The sequence below is a fragment of the Meiothermus sp. genome, from assembly GCF_037443965.1.
Classification (GTDB): domain Bacteria; phylum Deinococcota; class Deinococci; order Deinococcales; family Thermaceae; genus Meiothermus.
In genome coordinates this window covers 145062-162457 of the sequence record NZ_JBBINI010000003.1, presented here as the reverse complement: position 1 = coordinate 162457, position 17396 = coordinate 145062, and the positions used below count along the sequence as shown (strand labels likewise).

Here is a 17396-nt window from a genome sequence, read left to right as displayed (position 1 = left end):
GAGTCGAAGGGCTCTGGGAGAGTAGGGCAGTGCAGAGGTTTTTTCTTTGCGGGAATAGCTCAGTTGGTAGAGCACAACCTTGCCAAGGTTGGGGTCGCGAGTTCGAGTCTCGTTTCCCGCTCCATAATAAAACCAAGGCCTCGAGGCTAACCCCTTGAGGCCTTTTTGCTTTTTTTTGCAGCATGTATTTGAGGCTGGGTATTGCTTAAGAGAGCAACCTAAACAGGTGGTAATATTTTTTCCTGATAGACTCAGGTAACGATTATGTCTCATAAAGAAATTCCAGACGCTGCAATTGAGCAAGTGGCCAAGCACATAAATAGCCGTAGTAATAAGAACTACGGTATTCCTGTTGTTGGCAACGATAGCAACGTTGAGACTCCCCAAGTGTTTGAAATCATACCGTTTGATCAAATCGACAACTCAGAACGTAGATTCTATGCAGTTGACGGCAGCTATAACAGCGAACAGTTCTACAACGGCCTCTCTATAGGCATCTACGCCGCTGGTTACGTCTGCTTTAAGGAAGGTAAACAGATCCGAGTCAATCAACTTGATGATCCAGTTATCCTGGGTAAGGCATATTATCCCGAGAATATTCTTGTTGCGGCCCCAAACGATCTGCTCTCGATCTATGACGAGTTACTCGACCTCGAACCCGTCAAAAAACTGCTGAGCTTCTGGAATGTTCTGGACGACCCCTCGAAAGCCTTTGCCTATTCTAGGGAGACTATCTGCACGAACCTATCTACGCTCTTGTCCTTTTGCCAGGAAGTTCTCGAGCTTGCTCTGGTGTTCGAAATCGCCAGTCTTGAAGACACAAAGCCTGGTGACTTCATCCTTCGAGATGGGACTTTAAGACCCATTCAAATCAAACAGGAATACTCCGTCCAAATTGGGAAATATGTCTCAAGCAAGAATATTCGCATATTGGCCATTACAAAGCAGTCCCCTATCAAGATGGAGCTTTCATATACCTTCAAGCAGATAGATACCTACTTGCAGGATCAGCTTAAGCCCAACTATCAGTTCTCAGCAAAAGACCCAAAGCGTCAAAAGCTCTGTTGTTGGTTTGAAGTTCCTGAGGTTGTTCTCGAGTCAGCCTATCGAGGTGGAGGCATGTTCATAAAAAAGGACATTAGGGGTGGTCGTGGTTTCGGTCTATTCCTTGTAGCGAGATTGGACTACGTCGAAAAACTTCAAAACTACGATTGGGTTGTTATTGATATGAACATATTTGATGCAATTCCAGGCATAGAGCAGAAGGAATTGGCGCGTAATAGGGCGATGTTGGAATCTACTACTCGGGAGCTGACACGTCTCACGCAGGAACATTACATTTTGGGCTATCCATACCCACTCGCCGAGGCTCATAACTTTATTTCGTTAAAACGAAACTTCAAGGAACAACTTATTAGCCGACTTAAATACTCACTGTACAAGGATCAGCGCATGGATCATGTTGAGATCGAGAATCTGTTTCTCGATATGCACGACCGTTTCTAGTTTTGGAGGATCGGATGTCCACTACGAAAGCAGACTTTGGCGTTCTGTACGGTCAAAAAACCACTGAGGATTCGCTGTTGATCTATTCTTCATATGAGGACGCGAAGTCCAGCCCCCAAACTGGAGACTTCATTGTCTTGACCCCAAAGGACGAAAATAACACCAAGTTCCTGGCTCGAGTAGAGGCTGAGATTTACGATGAAGACCCTATATTTAAGTCCCAAGATAAAACACTTATTGCTGTACACTACGCTCGTATTGCTGAGAGAGAGCTTTCCGAGCGAGATAAGCAGAAGATGTTTAGCTACACATACAAGGTACGTATTTTGGGGACGTTTACAGATAGCGGGCAAAGCCTTATCTTTACTACCGCAGTTCGTAAGTTGCCGACAGTTTCATATATTGCTCGTCACTTGAACAAACGAGAAATTGCAGCCATTCTTAACAAGACTAACGAAAACGGCGTACCAGTTGGTCACTTATGTGTCGGTGAAACAGTATTTCAAGACAAAGGGCAGATTCTTTTTGACATAAGTAAGTTGCGAGAAAGACGCACTATGGTGTTTGCTCAATCCGGTTTTGGTAAGACTAACTTAGTGAAAGTCTTGCTTTATCATATGGCGAAAGATACTTCTTACGGGAAATTGGTTTTTGATCTCAATGGTGAGTATTTTCTTCGTGGGACAAAGACTTATGGCCTTGGTGACATTGATGAGCCGCAGATTCGAGATAACGTTATTGTCTACACAGATAAGAAAGTTCCAGAAATGTATAAGGGACGTTTCCATAATGCTGGAAAGGTCTTGCTAAATATGCATAAACACTTGACACCTGGTGACATTCTAAGTTTTGGAGCCGGTTTTTCTGAGGTGATGAAGTCATTTTTGCTCTACCTAGACAATGAGGCGGTGGAAAATTTTATTAGCAACATAGATAAATATGTTGATAAGCCACAACTATTGCATCAAGACTTTTCAGATTTCTTTGGAGAGCAGAAAAAGAACAGTACGAGAGGGAATAAGGAGGATGTCAGTGCCAGGAAGACAATCGTTGCCATTAGGAAACGTGTTCGCCACCTGATTGATGAGGGTAAAGGACTACACGATAGCAAGTCTACACTGATTGAAGATGTCTTCAAGTACTTGCGTCAGGGTAAAACAGTCATCATTGATTTGTCACTCAAGGACAACATGGATGCGAGCATTATTTCGACCCTATTTGTTAGAAAACTATTCGAAGACAATAAGCGCCACTTTACGTCAGACGAGCAAAAGGAGGTTATCAACGCGGTATTATTTATTGAAGAAGCTCAAAACGTCCTTTCGGAGGAATTCGTTCGCTCGAACGCCAATCCATTTGTTAGAGTTGCGAAGGAGGGGCGAAAATTCGGTCTTGGCTTGGTGGCCGTCACGCAACGTCCATCAGCTATCTCGGATGAGATTCGGACCCAGGCAGAGAACTTTTTCGCCTTCCACATGGGTAACTCCGATGACATTAAGGCGCTTGTGAAGTCCAACATCAACTATGACGGTGTGATTGCAAACTTCATACAGCGAGAGACCATTCGGGGCAACTTGTATATGGTCTCGTCTGACCAGGCGTTTGCACTCCCGGTTCGCGTGACTGAGTTTGAAGAATTGATCAGTAGTAAAGTTTATCAGGACTCGTTATTCTCATAACATGCTGGAGATAGGTGTCGGGCGTCATCATAAGCTGAGGGAATACCTTCATGAGGGCCGGGCCGACTTTCCGATTACAACCTCTTCCATTGAAGAGAAGGTTAGACTACTAATTCTAAGAGACTTGATGCGTCTGGGCTGGCATTGGGATTTTGATGCTCAATCCAAGCGGGTCATTCTTGAGCCACCAGATACATATGACAAGCAACTAGTCAAACATTCGATGCAAATGAAGCGCGAAGAGTCACTCAAAAAGCATGAGGCTTGGATAGGTCGCCATTTGGCCCTGGCACGAGGAAACTTAGCGGATGGTGAGGCGGTCTGGAACTCCAGTATTGAACCTATGATTGAAGTTTGCGAAACCCAAAAGCAGATTGATACATTCAGGATATTCCGATTCTACTGGTCTTCACCATACAGCGAATATGTCGGTAGACGTATTAAGTTGCTTATCCGTGATAGAGCTTTGCCGGGTAAACCAGTGATCGCATTGGCTGCCCTAGGTAGTTCCATTGTGCATATACCCGAGAGAGATATGTGGGTGGGTTGGGACACCAAGACACGAACGAAGAATCTAATTTACACGATGGACGCGTACATTTTGGGCGCGATGCCGCCATATAATTACTTACTCGGGGGGAAGTTGGCCTCCTATATCCTAGCGTCAAACGAAGTTCGCAAAATATACAAGCAGAAATACAAGGGGCGCGTGACTAACATATCTCAAAGGACGGCTAATGAGCTGGCATGCATTTTTACGACCAGCCTTTACGGGAATAGCTCACAGTATAACCGCCTCAACTACGAGCAGCAAAAACTATATATACCTATCGGTCAAACCAAAGGTTACGGGACTCTGCATCTGACTGATGCTACCGTTACTGCGATGCAGGAGTACCTAGGGAGTGTTGGTTTAGTAGTAACGAATAAATTTGGAGATGGCCCAAGCTGGCGATTCCGCTTGATAAGGACTGCTGCAGAGTATCTAGGTTTTGATGCGGATTTTCTACTTCGCCATTCCTTCCAAAGAAATATTTATGCAATACCTCTCGCAGAAAACGCAAGAGAGTTTCTCCGAGGGGAGCAAAAAAAGTTAGAGTATTTCGACTACCCGATGCGCTCATTGGTAAGCTACTGGAAAGATCGTTGGCTCGTAAAGCGCAAACAGAGAAGTGATGTCGAGGGAGCTGTTAGAAGTTTCCGTCGTTCGACCTTCAATATCTAGTTTTGCCTTGAATCCTGCCGTGCTTGAGATTATTCCGACTTTACTGCCGCGAGAAGAGACTGGCCATTGAACTGGACGGTAGCGGTCATGCTGAACCAGAGCAAGCTGTCCATGACCAAACCAGAACCCAAGCCTTGCGAACCTTGGGTATTCGAAAACTTCGCTTTTGGAACAGCGAGGTTTGGAGAAACTTTGAGTGCCCCTACAGTGGCAGGATCGCGTCCTCGGGAAAAGCACTCGGGTGGATAGGCTGGCCTGCGGGCACTACCTCCAGAGTTTGGTAGCCGGATCCCTGAGGATTGCGGTAGACCAAAGTCTGCCCAGCAGCCACGTCTACTATCCAAACCTCGCGCACACCGTTGCGGGCGTAGCTGGGTAGCTTGACTTCCTGGTCGTATTTGAGGGTACTATCGGCTATTTCAATTAGCAGGTAGACGTTGGAAGGCTCGGGATGGCGCTGGGCATAGAAGTCGGGGCTGGGTTCCAGGAGAGCTAAATCGGGTTGGGGTAGGCCAAACTCGCCCAACCGCAATGGGTTTTGGATGTTGACCAAAGCCCGACCGGCAAATTGAGGAACCAGAATGCTGTTGAGGCGCATCAGAATGCTGGCGTGGTTTTCTCCAATAGGCATCTCGTACAATTCCCCTTCAATCAGCTCGACGCGCTTCTCGGGGTTCAGTAGACCTGCCTTGTCAATGGCAAGGAGCTCGTCTACCTTCCATTTTTTGAGCGCAACCATAACGTCATTGTAGCAAACGAAAAAGGCCATTCCGCAGCTTGTGTGTTCTTTGCAAAGGGCGTCTGGGTCAACGGCTGAATCTATAAACCCCTACGATGTTCCAGCCTCAAAATCGGTTGCAAAGCCGACACCGTGCCAAAGACTGACCCGTGCACCGGCCTACCGACCGAGGGCATTGTGCGGGCCATCCCGACCGGCTAGGCCACATCCGTACGAGATCAAGGGGCACCTTCGGAGCGGGGCGGGTCGAGCAGGTTTTGGGTTAGCGGTGATGGTCCATGTCGGGCAGATACATGCGCCAGGTCTCGGGCAGGTGGGGCAGGTCGGCTACCAGCAGCAGGCTGTGACGGGGAGCGATGGGGCGGCGGGCTAGGCGCATCCCGGCCTCCTCGGGCGTGCGGTTTTTCTTCTTGAGGTTGCAAGGACGGCAGGCGGTTACCAGGTTTTCCCAGATGCTGCGGCCCCCGCGGCTCTTCGGGAAGACGTGGTCTACCGTAAGGTCGCTCCCGCGCTTGCCGCAGTACTGGCAGGTGTAGGCATCGCGACGCAGAATGTTGCGCCGGTTAAGCGCAAGCCGCCCCGGAGGGCGGCGAACAAGACGTTTGAGGCGGATGATGCTGGGAATGGGGTAGGGGGTGCTGGGAGTTCGTAGGTATTCGCCGCTTTCCTCGACCACCTCGGCGGTTCCGTTCATGACCAGGATGACGGCCCGCTTGACGCTGGCCAGGCCCAGGGGCTCGTACCCGGCGTTGAGCACCAGGATGCGGGGGGAGTCGAGGTTCACGTATTTCAGGATACTCGAAACATGTCAGAGGATTCTAGAGCAATACGGCACAATGAACCGGAGCAAGGCTTCAGGCCCGCTACAATGAACCCAAAGATATGCGCCTCAGAGCCCGCTTCCTCGGCCCACCCGCCCTCGAGCAGGACATCCGCCTGACCAGCTCTTACCGGGTAAAGGGGTGGCGCTGGCGGCCTTTTTGGCTACCGAGGGGGTTCCGGTGGGGCGCGAGCGGCTGGTGTACCTGCTCTGGCCCGACCACCCGGAGCCCATTGCCCGCACCAACCTACGGCAGTTGCTCCGGGGGCTCAAGGGTAAGTTGCTGGGGACGATGCTCGAGCTGGACGGTTCCACCGTACGGTTTGTGGGACAGAGTGACCTGGGCCAGTTTGAGCAGGCCAGGGCCGAAGGGGATTGGGAAAGCGCCCTAAGCCTGTGGCGGAGTGAGTTTTTAGCCGGTCTGGAGGCAGATACCAACACCTTGGACGACTGGCTGCAGGCCCAGCGCGAGTACTGGAACCGGTGCTGGTGTGAGGCGATGCTGGGGCGGGTAGGGCAGTTGGAGCAGTTGGGGCAGGCAACGCAGGCTTTGGAGCAGTTGGAAAAACTGATTCAGACCGACTGGCTTTCGGAAGAGTTGTATGCCAGGGCCATCCCGCTGGCCCAGAAGCTGGGCCAGCGGGAGCGGGCTTTAGAGCTGTTGGGTCGGCTCGAGAAGCGTCTACAGGACGAACTGGGGCTGAAGCCCCTACCCCAGACCGTTGCGCTGGTACAGGGTCCTTTACAGGCCAGTTCGGCGGAGGAAGTGGTTTCGTCTGCCGAGATTCCAATGGTGGGTCGCCAGACGGCTCGTGAACAACTGGCCCGCTGGGCTTCTGCTCCGGGGCTGGTGCTGATCAGCGGCGAGGGCGGGGTCGGGAAGACCCGCTTGGGCAGGGGCGTTGGTGCTGCGGGCTGAGGAGAGTCAGCTGCAAAGCCCCTTTCATCCGCTGGTGCGGGCTTTGGAGGCGATGCTAGCGTCCCTGGGGATTTTGCCGGAAGCGACCCGCCAGGAACTCAGGCGCTTGCTTCCCCAGCTTCCCGCTCCCAATCCCGAGCCCGACCCCAACCCCGAGGTGGCCAGGGTGCGGCTGCTGAACGCACTCCTAGAAGGGGCGCGTCTTTTGGCGGGAGATCGGGCGCTGGTGTTGGAGGATCTGCACTGGGCCGACGAGGCCACGCTGGGTTTTGTGGTCGAGTGGGCGGCGCGGTGGGCTGAGAGCAACGGTGCCTATGCCTACCAGGGCAGCGCTGAGCGCCCCTGGCAGACCGCTTATCGCACCAGTGGGGGTTCTTTTACCCTCAACCCGGCCGACTCGGCTCCAGGGGGCAGTATGGGTATCTTGCCAGGCTCGTACTCCGCCAACCAACACCAAGGCCGCTGGCGGGTGGTGCTTTTTGGAACCGAGTGGTTGCTGGTGCTCAGGGCCCAGGATGGGCAGTTGTACACCCGCGTGCTTTCTAACTTGGACAAGCGCTTTCCCTTTTTCGATGGTAAGGAAGTGGCCAGTTTTGGAGCCAGCAACCGATGCCGATGAAACCCTGAACCAACACCCTTTTACGGGCAGCGCTGCTGCTACAATCGGAAAGTTATGGGTCGTTTGATTCGTGGGCTGGCTGCCGAGGGGAACCTGCGGGTGCTGGCTGTAGAGACCACCGATATTGCCGAGGAAGCTCGTGAGCGTCACCAACTTTCCCCTACGGCTACTGCTGCACTGGGCCGGGCTATGAGCGGGGTTTTGCTGCTAACCTTTCTGCTCTCCAAAACCCCTAAAGAGCGGGTGAGCCTGCAGTTTGTGGGCGATGGGCCACTGGGTGGGCCGGTGGTGGAAGCCGCGCCGGATGGGTTTGTGCGGGGCTACGTAAAAAATCCCCAGGCCCATCCTCCCCTGCGCACCGACGGCAAACTCGATGTGGGGGCAGCCATCGGCCAGGGTGAACTCAAAGTAGACCGGCTCTTATCCAACGAAGAACTCTATCAGTCCAGCGTGGAGCTGGTGAGCGGCGAAATTGCCGAAGACCTGGCCCGCTACCTGTGGCAGTCCGAGCAAATCCCCTCGGCGGTATTGTTGGGGGTGCGGGTCAATGGTGCGGGTACGGTACATGTGGCGGGTGGGGTGGCGATTCAGGTGTTGCCGGGTTGCCCGGAGGAAGTGATCGAGCGGCTCGAGCAAAACCTGCAAGGCCGCGCCAGCATCAGCGATTTGCTACTGGAAAAAGGGTTGGACAGGGCTGTCGAAACCCTGATGGAGGGGTTGGACTACGACCCTACCGACCTCAGCGTGGTGGGCTTCCATCAGGGCCACATTCCGCTTTCCTTCCGTTGTCGTTGCAGCCGCGAACGGGCCTTAAATGCGCTAATCTATTTTTCGCCCGAAGAACGGGAAGACATGATTGTACAGGATGGAGGGGCTGAGGTTTCTTGCCACTGGTGTGCCCAGAAATACCAGATCACTCCCGAGGAAATCCGTTCCCTATCCTTGGGCGAGGGTTTTGTACCTGAGGCACCTAAAGCCTGAGCGCTTTACAGACCATCAAACAAGTCCTGTAAGGGCCAGCGTGTGATAGGGCCGCGGGTTCCGCCCAAGGCGAAGGTTTCCACCGAGAGCATTTGCTCCATAAGGGTTAGGCGCTCGAGGTTGGCGTTCATGGCCTGGATGCGGTCGGCGAACTGCGAGCGATGGGCGGCAATGGCTGCCCGCTTTTGCGGTAGATAGCTTTGTACGTCCATTCGAACCGCCAGGGTATTCTCGGCCACGCCGAACACCTTGGGGTCGAGGCCGCCCAGGATGCTGTCGGCCTGACCGCTTTGCTGCATGGCGGTGGCGCGCTCGATGGTGAAGACGCTGTAGAAAAGGCGTTGGGGTGGATGGGGTAGATACCCCGAGGAGTAGAACGCGGCGGCAACGGCGCGGTGCACGACCAGGTGGTCGGGGTGTCCGTAACCCCCGTGGGGGTCGAAGGTAATCAGGATTTTGGGCTGAAGCGCTGCAATCAGGTCGCGGATTTTGGCTTCCACCTCCCACAGGTTGGCGTTGTGGAGGGCCTGGAGGTCGTCGCGGCGGAGCCGCTCGTTGCGCCCGGAGTCGCGGTAGCCCAGAAAGATGGGGGGCTCAATGCCCAGGGCCCGACAGGAAGCCTCGAGCTCCTGGGTGCGCCATGCGCCCATATCCTCCACGGTGAGGGTAGGGTCCTTGAGCTGTCCGGCCTCGCCCCTTGTTGCGCAAGCCAGGTAGACCGGATGCCCCCGCCGGGCGTAATGGGCCAGGGTGCCGCCGGTGGGGAAGGCTTCGTCGTCGGGGTGGGCGAATACCGCCAGGATGGGGGGAAGCTCGGCCATGGCCGGGATTATACTCGAGGGCCTCGAGCTCAAAAAAACCGCGCCCTGGGATAGTCCTGCAAGACACCCTTTTTGAAATCTTCGTATTTAGACTCCTCGACCAACGCCACCGTCGAACCGCCAAAACCGGCCCCGGTCAGGCGGGCTCCTACGGCCCCGTGGCGCAACTCGGCTTCTACCAGCTCGTCCAGTTCGGGAATTGAGACCTCGTAGTCGTCGCGCAGCGAGATGTGCGAGGCCACCATCAGCTCGCCAAAGCGCTGAATGTCGCCCTGTTCCAGCGCCTGCACTCCATCCAGTACGCGCTGGTTTTCGCTCACCACGTGGCGGGCTCGGCGGTCATAGGGTTCGGGCAGGGCCTCGATGCGGGGCAGATCGGTGGGTGTCAGTTCGCGCAACGATTCCACACCCAGCAGCTCACAGGCTCGCTCACACTCGCTTCGGCGGGTGTTGTAGCCCGACTCGGCCAGGCGGCGCGGCACCGCCGAGTCCACCACGGCTACCCGGTAGCCTTGCGGCAAGGGCGCCAGCCGGGTGCTCAGGTTCTGGGTATCCAGGAACAGCCCGTACCCCAGCCGCCCCACCGACGAGGCCATCTGATCCATGATGCCGCAGCGCACCCCTACGTACTCCACCTCGGCCTGCTGGGCCAGCCGGGCAATCTGCACGTCGTCGAGGGGAAGGCCATAGAGGGCGCGCAGGGCCCGCAGGGTGGCTACCTCCAGCGCCGCCGAGCTCGAGAGCCCCCCGCTCATGGGTACCTCGCTGCGGATGTAGGCCCGCAGACCCGGCACGGCATACCCCTGCTCGCGCACAACCCACACACAGCCCGCGAGGTAATCCAGCCAGTCTCCCTGCTTGGCTACATCCATCCCCCGGCTTTTGTGCTCCTGAAAGTTCTCGGCGTAGGCTTCGATGCCTTCAGCAGCAGCGGCTTCGATATAGGTCTGGTAGGGGAGGGGCGTAGGAAAGACAAACCCCCCGTTGTAGTCGGTGTGTTCGCCCAGCAGGTTTACGCGGCCTGGAGCCGAGACAGAAACGGTAGGTTCGGTGCCAAAAATATCTTTAAACATGGCCTGTTTAGCATACGGCAGGAAGCAACCAGATGCAGCTTTGTGGGGTTGCCGCTCGGCCCTGGGTGCTTCTCGAAAAGAAGACCTACAGGTAATGGCAGGAGAATCATTGACCTCGCCAGCTTGTTGTACCAAGTCCGTGCTTAGGTGACTCAACAGGCAAAAAAAGAGACCCTTGAAAGCACCTAGCGCCACTTACGCGAAGAGATGGTATTACACAGGCAATAAACGAACCGCTTTGAACGACACTTCTACGGCGAGTTCAAACACCTGTGTTATCATATCTCCCTATACATAACTTGAGTTGCCAGATAACCCACTTTCAATGTGAGTTGGTAGGTGTACATACCTTGATGAGCTCTTTGACATCCACCAATCTTTTGAGATCAAATTCCTCTAGCCATACCCGGCATAAACGAATCAGCTCTACCTGATTTCTCGCCCCTAGTTTTTCCCGAGCGCTGGCAAGCTGATTGCGTACCGTTCGCACCGATTTACCTAGATGTTCAGCGATTTCAGCATAGGAATATCCCTGAGCCGACCAAGCAATCACCTCGAGCTCTGCTCCGGTAGGTTTGGTGCGTGGGTGACCATGGCTCAAACGGTTGAGATAGCATAGCGGTGAAAGCATGGTGATAATAAACTGCTCAAAAAGCCAGTGCTGCCTTGGGCTCCACTCGCGTAGCCGTAAAGTGTCATCCACGCATAAAATTCCGAAAGGAACTCCGCTCACCTCCATACGTCGAACTAGCACCACCCAACTATCTTGCAGAGCCTCAGTCTGACGTACATCGGCGTAGGCCGGATCCTGAGCAATGTTGAAGTAACAGGGCTGTGTGCTGTACCAAACCGTCTGCACAAGAGCATGTTGGTTCGGCAGTGGCAAGCCCACCACATTGTGAGCAAAATAGTCGGTATGGATATATTGCTGTGTCGAGACGAATACTTGGTCATGGGGATGCCCGAAACCAGCATCGCAGCGAACAGCATCTAGGGTGTGAGTTAGGTAAGATAATCCCATTTGCAGTATTTCAGAAACTTCGGTTGCGTAGAGGATCATATGCGCCCCGCAGTCAAGCATTGAGCGGGGAAGTGTTCTTCTTGATGGGTCAAGAAGCAGGCGGCGCAAGGCTGCAGGATTGTGCAGCAAGTCTTGAGCCTGTTGAGAGTTGGTAGGCAGCATAGGAAAATTTTCCTATAGAAAAGCGGGTTAACCGAATATAGTATACGTTCAATCTAACACGTTGAGGAGGGGTAAATGTACATTTTGGTCGAGCAATGGACACCCAAAGCCAAGTGGCTTCAGGCCAGTTCCGAGGAGCGCAGCAGCTTCATGCAAGGAGTGGGTCAGGCCATAGTTGAGTTGAGTCAACAGGGGGTCAAGGTAATCTCGTGGAATCTCAACGACCTAGATACCTCGCACCGCGCCGAGGCCACATACTTTGCGGTCTGGAGCTTCCCCAATCTCGAGGTGGCCCGCAACTTTGAAGATGCTGTGGAGGCCAGCGGCTGGTACGAATATTTTGAGCAAACCAACCTTCGTGGCCTTGCCCAGAGCCCTGAAGAGGTCATTGATCAACACATCGCCTTGTAGGAGGTCGTATGCGCTTAGATGAGTACATTACCTACGATGGAGTAGGTCTGGCCGAGCTGGTTCGCCAGCGGCAGGTGAGTCCCCGGGAACTTGCTGAGACGGCCTTGAGTGCTATACAACAGGTCAACCCTCAGATCAATGCAGTCATCGAGACCCTAGAGGACTGGCCCACTCGCTTTGCTCAGCAGCCGCAACAAGGCTACTTTTATGGTGTACCCTTTTTGCTCAAAGATCATGTGACCATGCAACAGGGCCTGAGGCTGGAATTTGGGAGCCGTCTATTGCATGGGGTGCTGGTCGCACCCATAGACACTGACCTGGGTCAGCGCTATAAACAGGCTGGCCTTAACACCCTTGGGCGCACCAACTGCCCCGAGATGGCCTATTGCCCTTCTACCGAACCGGTGTTGTTTGGGCCTACCCGCAACCCCTGGAACCTTGAGCGAAGTGCCGGGGGTAGTAGCGGTGGCTCAGCGGCTGCCGTGGCCGCAGGTATTGTGCCTATGGCCCATGCTACCGATGGTGGTGGCTCTATTCGCATCCCAGCAGCCTGGTGCGGTCTGGTAGGGCTCAAGCCCACTAGAATGCGTAACCCGCCTGGCCCCACCTTTGGTGAGGCCTTTTACGGCATGGGAGTTGAGCACGTGGTCAGTCGCACGGTACGTGACACTGCCCTGATGCTGGACGCCACCCACGGTCCAGGGGTCGGCGATAAGTACCAGATACCCCCTCCCGCCCAGCCCTATGCTAAGGTCATCCAGCAACTACCCTCGCCGCTGCGGATAGCTTTCAGTGCTAAGACCTACAATGGGGTTCCCGTTGAACCGGCTTGTGTGCAAGCGTTGGAAGCCACTGCTCGACATCTAGAGGCCCTTGGGCACCACCTCGAGGAGGCCGCTCCAGAATTTGATGCAGAGAGTTTTGATAAGGCGAATTTGATCATGTGGTGCAGCTTTCTAGCCGCCGCCATTCTGAACCTAGGGCAGATGGTGGGCCGCAAACCTAGCCCAGAGAATCTCGAAGCTACTGTTTGGGCCAGCTTCCAACATGGGCTTGGCCTTAAGGCCCTTGATCTGGAATATGCCCAGGCGGTACAGAACACGGTTACCCGCGTTGTTGGGGCCTTTCACCAGCATTACGATCTTTTCCTCACCCCAACCATGCCTTCTACCGCGCTCCCTTTGGGGCTCCTCAACGCCAACGATCCCGATCTGGATGCCCAGGGTTGGTACGACCATGCCTACGCTGCTCGTTTACCCTTCACCATGCCTGCCAATATGACCGGCCTACCAGCTATCTCACTTCCCCTGCAACAGAGCCCAGAGGGCCTGCCGGTTGGGATACAACTTACTGCCCGGTTCGGTGGCGAGGATACCTTGCTGCAACTTGCGGCACAGCTCGAGCAGACCATTCCCTGGCGAAATAGAGCTCCGTCAATTTCTGTGGGCTAGTGGTATCCGGAGGAGTCCTACCCTTCAAAAACCATTGGTCGCAAACGCCCTTCCACCCGCATCATGGGCCATTTGAGGTCGGTGGTGAGGTTTTCCAATCCGGTCTCGGTTAGCAAGAAGGTGTCCTCGACCTTGGCGCCGGACAGGCTGGGGTTCCAGGCCAGCACCATGCCAGGTTCCAGTTTGGTGGGGTTGCCAGGCCGGGCCAACACCTCGCGGCTACGGTAGCCAGTCAGGCCACCCTGGTGATGGTTCTCGAACTCGCTGGCCCGGCCAATCCCGTTGTAGCCAGCACGGATTTTTTCCAACACCTCGCCTAAGGTAGCACCGGGCCTCGAGGCCTCGAGCGCTGCCGCCTCGACCTGACAGATCTGCCGGTTGAGGTGCTGGGCTTCCGGGTGACCAAAGCTGCGCAGACGGCTCACGTTGGCAACAAGGCCGTGCCGTCGCCCGCAGATAACTCCCATAAACAACCGCCCCAGGGGACGTTGTTTGGGGATGGGGTGGCGGTAGCGGAATAGCCGCTCCTCACCCGCGACCAGCAAGACCAAGGGCTGGATGCCTTTGGACAGAAGTTCTTCGGCAATGGCTCCAGCCAGTTCGTACTCGCTCCAGTCGGGGTCGGCAAAGCGAAGACTCTCGCCCAGTGCGGTAGCTGCATCCTGGCCTAGGCTACGGTAGTGTGCCTGTTCTTTCTCGGAGAGCACCAGCCGCAAAGCGGTGAGGTCGTGCTCCACATCGTTGGGTCCTTCCGAGGACGGCGGGCTGTACCAAGCATAGCGCACCACCTCTATCCCCGGCACCTCTTCGTCCAGAAGGCGTCCGGCCTCGATCTGAGAGGAATGTAGACGTACGGTGTCGCGGGTAATTTCCAACCAGGCCCCCACCGGGCGAAAGGTAACAACTGTATTGTCGCCGCCACCGGTAAGCCAGGCAAAGTTTTCTGGCTGTTGCACGAAAAAACGTACAAAGCCCTGGGTTTCCATCCAGGAACGCAGGCGGGCCAGCGCTGTGGTGTTCATGGCTTATGCTAACACTTTTTTATTCCAGATATATGGAAGTAATACGCATTCCGACAGTATCGTTCACTTTTGAAAGTCTAAACGATACTGCCGAAATGCTTTTCTACTCCCTTCGGTCGGCTTGAATCCTTCACCTATGACTACGCATGGCGGTGAAGGATTCAAGCGGAAACGGTATAATACAGCGCGTAGACTTGCCAGAGAGTTAAGTTGCGCCAGGGTAGATTGGCAAAACCAGCGGAATCGGCAAGGCGTACCTGACGCAATTCCCCACTGATCTTTGGGGATCGGATCTGGCATTTCGACTATGGAGACACTTAGTGCCATAGGGAAATAGCGCGGATGGGAGTGGGGTGCAGGAAAAGCATTTGGCTCACAAATCAGATGCCTACTTCTCGCAGGGTCTTGGCGGTCTCTTCGGGCAGGGCATCCATAGCGAAGGTGCCCGCGGCAATTTCGGTGCCGGCCAGGTACTTCAGTTTGTCGGCGGTACGCAGGGCCGGATAGAACTCCACGTGGAAATGGAAGACTTCCTCGGCGCCTTTGGGGGCGGCATGCAGGGCCATCACGTAGGGCATGGGTTTCCCAAAGAGGTTATCCAGTTTTTGCACCACCTGGCCCAATGTGCCGGCGAAGCTGCGAATTTCGTCCGTGCTAAAAGCCCACAGGCCGGGTCGGAACTGCTTGGGAAAGACCAGTAGCTCGTAGGGGTAGCGGGCGTAGGGAGGAATGCAGGCTAGGATGTGTTCATCTTCCAGCACCGTGTAGCGGGATAGCTGAGGTAGCAGGTTGAGCAGTACCGGGCTCTTTTGAAAGGCATCCAGCTCTTTTTGCAGGATGGGCGGGATCCAGGGATAGGCATAAATTTGCCCGTGGGGGTGGTGCAGCGTGACCCCCATCTGCTCCCCCCGGTTCTCGAAGGGCATCACGTACTGGATGTTGTCGCGGGCATAGAGATCACGGTAGCGGTCGGCCCAAACCTGCACCAGCAGCTCACGCCGCTCTTGGCTGAGGGTGGCGATGCTGCCGCTGTGTTCGGGCGTAAACACTATCACTTCGCAGTCGCCGTGGGCATCGCGGGTGGGAACCAGCAGGCCCTCTGGAGGCTCGCCCGCGTGGGGGGAGAGGGAAGGCCAGCGGTTCTGGAAGACGGCAATCTCAAAATCTTCGAAGGGAATTTCGGTGGGGAAGCCGCCGGGCTTGCTGGGGGCCAGTGGGTCGTATTCTTTGGGTGGCAGGAATGTTCGTCCCTGACGGCTGGCCGCGAACACGACCCACTCTTGCCTGAGCGGATGCCAGCGGGCATGGGACTGGGCTTGCCCAGTGTTTTCGCCTTCCTCGAGCGGGGGCAGGGTGTGGGGCTCCATGCCATACAGGTAGAGTGTGCGGCCATCTTTTTTCTGGTATATGCGTTTATGCATGATAACCTCAATCGTCCAGTACAGACCCAGCCTATAAAACCTAGTTAGAAGCAGACCCGGATCATTTCCTTATATCTCCAGCCAGCTCGAGAAATCCACTTCACGCTCGCCAATCTTGAAGGTGTACACGCCGGTTTGCTCGATGGAGGGATGGGCCTCGAGCCAGGCTTTGAGCTGCTCCCGCTCCTCGCCGTCCAGCCACTCGGGGGGGTCGGAGGTGGCCTTGAAGCCCGACACCAGCGCCAGGTCTTGCAACACCGCGCGCTGGGCCGGGGTGAGCAGGTTGTAGCGGGTGCGGAAGTAGGCCACGTCGGGGTCGGTGTGCACCAGCGGCTTCAGCCAGAGGCGGTGCAGGCTGGTGCGCAGGGCATTGTAGGCAGCTGGGCCGGTGGGGTCGTGCAAGAAGACCCGCCGGTCTTCGTTGTCCCAAAAAGGAGCCACGTCTGGTCCAATGCGAATTCCATCTACCAATCCCAGCGAGGCGATAATGGGGGCGCCGCAGGCCAGAATGTACACATCGTCACCGGCAGCCTCACGGAGGATGCGCAGGGCTTCGCGGTAGGCATCTTCTCGAGACTCTCCCGCGTGCCTTTTACCCGGCAGCGCGGCTGCAAACAAAAAATCCAGCTTCAAGTAGCGATAGCCCCAGCCGCGCACGGTTTGGATTAGACTGCGCAGCCAATACTGTACGGCGGGCAGCGTCACGTCCAGAGCGTAGTAGCCGCCCCAGTTGGTGCCCGCCGAGACCAGCTCACCTTTTTCGTCGCGCAAAAACCAGTCGGGGTGTTCTTTGAACAAATTGGAGCTGGGCCGGGCGATAAAGGGAGCCAGCCACAGGCCAGGGGTCAGGCCCTGGCTCTGGGCCCGTAGGGCGATGGTGCTCATGCCCGAGGGGAACTTTTGGTTGGGCTCCCAGTCGCCCATGTTTTGCTGCCAGCCGTCGTCGAGCTGAAACACCTCGAAGGGCAGGCCCTGCAAACCAGCGATGGTCTGGAGCATCTGGCCTTCCGAAATCTCGCTGTAGTGGCTGTACCAGCTACACCAGACCCGGGGGGCGGGCCGCTGGCCCCGGACGCCCAGTGAGTTGGCCAGCAGTTCGGCATAACGGGCCAGCACCTGCTGCTGTTCGCCGTAGGCCAGAAACCACTGGGTCTCGTGATCGCAGGCGCCCTTCAAGCTCAGCCGATCGGCCTCGATACGGGTGCCGGGTCGCAGGGCTCCTAGAAGCAACATTCGCCCGTCGTAGCCTTCGAGGCCCCCCAGCCCGCTGCCGCCGTGCACCGGCGAGAGGGCATAGGCCGGATCGTCGCACTGAGGGCGACGCTCGGGGGGCAGGATGGGCTTGGGGCTCTCTTTCAGGCTCACCCAGCCTGCTTCGCTCCAGCTTTGCCAGCCGTGTTTGAAATACAGGGTGCGTCCAAAGGGATGGCCGATCTGTACGGTTTTGCCAGTGAGCAGGTAGCCGCCCAAGGTTTCCTCGAGCCGGCTCGCACGGATGTTGAACTCGTAGCCCTGAATTTGCATGG

16 protein-coding genes and 1 tRNA gene are annotated in these 17396 nt (G+C 55.7%); 9 read left to right on the top strand and 8 right to left on the bottom strand.

All coding sequences use genetic code 11. The annotated features are described in order from the left end of the window. Positions 1-48 precede the first annotated feature (48 nt). From WKI89_RS03125 to WKI89_RS03110, 4 genes are all read left to right on the top strand, one after another. Positions 49-124 (top strand) — tRNA-Gly (locus tag WKI89_RS03125). Positions 125-264: 140 nt separating this feature from the next. Then, the gene (locus WKI89_RS03120) at positions 265-1506 is read left to right on the top strand and encodes a DNA double-strand break repair nuclease NurA (RefSeq protein ID WP_337867766.1); all 1242 of its coding nucleotides are present in this window, start codon (positions 265-267) and stop codon (positions 1504-1506) included. A 14-nt stretch (positions 1507-1520) separates the two neighbouring features. Continuing rightward, complete coding sequence (locus WKI89_RS03115; protein ID WP_337867765.1) at positions 1521-3185, top strand: ATP-binding protein; 1665 nt, start codon at positions 1521-1523, stop codon at positions 3183-3185. A 1-nt stretch (position 3186) separates the two neighbouring features. Then, entirely contained in the window at positions 3187-4410 is a 1224-nt protein-coding gene (locus WKI89_RS03110) for a Druantia anti-phage system protein DruA (RefSeq protein WP_337867764.1), read from the top strand. Positions 4411-4612: 202 nt separating this feature from the next. Here the strand turns inward: WKI89_RS03110 and WKI89_RS03105 are convergent, their stop codons facing one another. Beyond that, positions 4613-5149 (bottom strand): Uma2 family endonuclease, encoded by a 537-nt coding sequence (locus tag WKI89_RS03105; protein WP_337867763.1) that lies wholly within the window; start codon positions 5147-5149, stop codon positions 4613-4615. A gap of 262 nt (positions 5150-5411) precedes the next feature. Beyond that, the gene (locus WKI89_RS03100) at positions 5412-5933 is read right to left on the bottom strand and encodes an HNH endonuclease (RefSeq protein ID WP_337867762.1); all 522 of its coding nucleotides are present in this window, start codon (positions 5931-5933) and stop codon (positions 5412-5414) included. A gap of 178 nt (positions 5934-6111) precedes the next feature. Between WKI89_RS03100 and WKI89_RS03095 the strand changes: the two genes are divergently transcribed. The 3 genes from WKI89_RS03095 to hslO are packed head-to-tail and all read left to right on the top strand — an operon-like array spanning position 6112 to position 8488. Next, on the top strand, positions 6112-6888 hold the full coding sequence (locus WKI89_RS03095; RefSeq protein WP_337867761.1) for a BTAD domain-containing putative transcriptional regulator: 777 nt from the start codon (positions 6112-6114) through the stop codon (positions 6886-6888). 52 nt (positions 6889-6940) lie between these two features. Then, complete coding sequence (locus tag WKI89_RS03090) at positions 6941-7507, top strand: hypothetical protein (RefSeq protein WP_337867760.1); 567 nt, start codon at positions 6941-6943, stop codon at positions 7505-7507. 54 nt (positions 7508-7561) lie between these two features. Then, complete coding sequence (hslO, locus tag WKI89_RS03085) at positions 7562-8488, top strand: Hsp33 family molecular chaperone HslO (protein ID WP_337867759.1); 927 nt, start codon at positions 7562-7564, stop codon at positions 8486-8488. Between the two features lie 5 nt (positions 8489-8493). On the opposite strand, the gene WKI89_RS03080 is transcribed toward hslO, so the two are convergent. From WKI89_RS03080 to WKI89_RS03070, 3 genes are all read right to left on the bottom strand, one after another. Then, a complete protein-coding gene (locus tag WKI89_RS03080; protein WP_337867758.1) occupies positions 8494-9309 on the bottom strand; it encodes a PIG-L deacetylase family protein in 816 nt (271 codons plus the stop codon). Positions 9310-9338: 29 nt separating this feature from the next. Beyond that, entirely contained in the window at positions 9339-10382 is a 1044-nt protein-coding gene (gene galK, locus WKI89_RS03075) for a galactokinase (protein WP_337867757.1), read from the bottom strand. 322 nt (positions 10383-10704) lie between these two features. Then, complete coding sequence (locus WKI89_RS03070) at positions 10705-11565, bottom strand: helix-turn-helix transcriptional regulator (protein ID WP_337867756.1); 861 nt, start codon at positions 11563-11565, stop codon at positions 10705-10707. A gap of 75 nt (positions 11566-11640) precedes the next feature. On the opposite strand from WKI89_RS03070, the gene WKI89_RS03065 reads away from it, so the two are divergent. Beyond that, positions 11641-11976 carry a DUF6616 family protein gene (locus WKI89_RS03065; protein ID WP_337867755.1) on the top strand — a complete coding sequence of 112 codons (336 nt, stop codon included), beginning with the start codon at positions 11641-11643 and terminating at the stop codon, positions 11974-11976. A gap of 8 nt (positions 11977-11984) precedes the next feature. Further along, positions 11985-13427 carry an amidase gene (locus tag WKI89_RS03060; protein ID WP_337867754.1) on the top strand — a complete coding sequence of 481 codons (1443 nt, stop codon included), beginning with the start codon at positions 11985-11987 and terminating at the stop codon, positions 13425-13427. Positions 13428-13444: 17 nt separating this feature from the next. Here WKI89_RS03060 and WKI89_RS03055 read toward each other — a convergent pair whose 3' ends face one another. From WKI89_RS03055 to WKI89_RS03045, 3 genes are all read right to left on the bottom strand, one after another. Then, positions 13445-14449, bottom strand: a complete 1005-nt coding sequence (locus tag WKI89_RS03055; RefSeq protein ID WP_337867753.1) for a M24 family metallopeptidase — start codon at positions 14447-14449, stop codon at positions 13445-13447. Positions 14450-14829: 380 nt separating this feature from the next. Continuing rightward, the gene (gene galT / locus WKI89_RS03050; protein ID WP_337867752.1) at positions 14830-15870 is read right to left on the bottom strand and encodes a galactose-1-phosphate uridylyltransferase; all 1041 of its coding nucleotides are present in this window, start codon (positions 15868-15870) and stop codon (positions 14830-14832) included. A 69-nt stretch (positions 15871-15939) separates the two neighbouring features. Then, positions 15940-17394 carry a glycoside hydrolase family 36 protein gene (locus WKI89_RS03045; RefSeq protein ID WP_337867751.1) on the bottom strand — a complete coding sequence of 485 codons (1455 nt, stop codon included), beginning with the start codon at positions 17392-17394 and terminating at the stop codon, positions 15940-15942. Between the last annotated feature and the right edge of the window lie 2 nt (positions 17395-17396).

Bases quoted from the DNA above. Each gene is read 5' to 3' on its own strand.
- galT (WP_337867752.1), bottom strand. From the start codon at position 15,870: ATGCATAAACGCATATACCAGAAAAAAGATGGCCGCACACTCTACCTG.
- WKI89_RS03090 (WP_337867760.1), top strand. From the start codon at position 6,941: ATGCTAGCGTCCCTGGGGATTTTGCCGGAAGCGACCCGCCAGGAACTC.
- WKI89_RS03060 (WP_337867754.1), top strand. From the start codon at position 11,985: ATGCGCTTAGATGAGTACATTACCTACGATGGAGTAGGTCTGGCCGAG.
- WKI89_RS03065 (WP_337867755.1), top strand. From the start codon at position 11,641: ATGTACATTTTGGTCGAGCAATGGACACCCAAAGCCAAGTGGCTTCAG.
- WKI89_RS03055 (WP_337867753.1), bottom strand. From the start codon at position 14,449: ATGAACACCACAGCGCTGGCCCGCCTGCGTTCCTGGATGGAAACCCAG.
- hslO (WP_337867759.1), top strand. From the start codon at position 7,562: ATGGGTCGTTTGATTCGTGGGCTGGCTGCCGAGGGGAACCTGCGGGTG.
- WKI89_RS03115 (WP_337867765.1), top strand. From the start codon at position 1,521: ATGTCCACTACGAAAGCAGACTTTGGCGTTCTGTACGGTCAAAAAACC.
- galK (WP_337867757.1), bottom strand. From the start codon at position 10,382: ATGTTTAAAGATATTTTTGGCACCGAACCTACCGTTTCTGTCTCGGCT.
- WKI89_RS03120 (WP_337867766.1), top strand. From the start codon at position 265: ATGTCTCATAAAGAAATTCCAGACGCTGCAATTGAGCAAGTGGCCAAG.
- WKI89_RS03070 (WP_337867756.1), bottom strand. From the start codon at position 11,565: ATGCTGCCTACCAACTCTCAACAGGCTCAAGACTTGCTGCACAATCCT.
- WKI89_RS03045 (WP_337867751.1), bottom strand. From the start codon at position 17,394: ATGCAAATTCAGGGCTACGAGTTCAACATCCGTGCGAGCCGGCTCGAG.
- WKI89_RS03080 (WP_337867758.1), bottom strand. From the start codon at position 9,309: ATGGCCGAGCTTCCCCCCATCCTGGCGGTATTCGCCCACCCCGACGAC.
- WKI89_RS03105 (WP_337867763.1), bottom strand. From the start codon at position 5,149: ATGGTTGCGCTCAAAAAATGGAAGGTAGACGAGCTCCTTGCCATTGAC.
- WKI89_RS03110 (WP_337867764.1), top strand. From the start codon at position 3,187: ATGCTGGAGATAGGTGTCGGGCGTCATCATAAGCTGAGGGAATACCTT.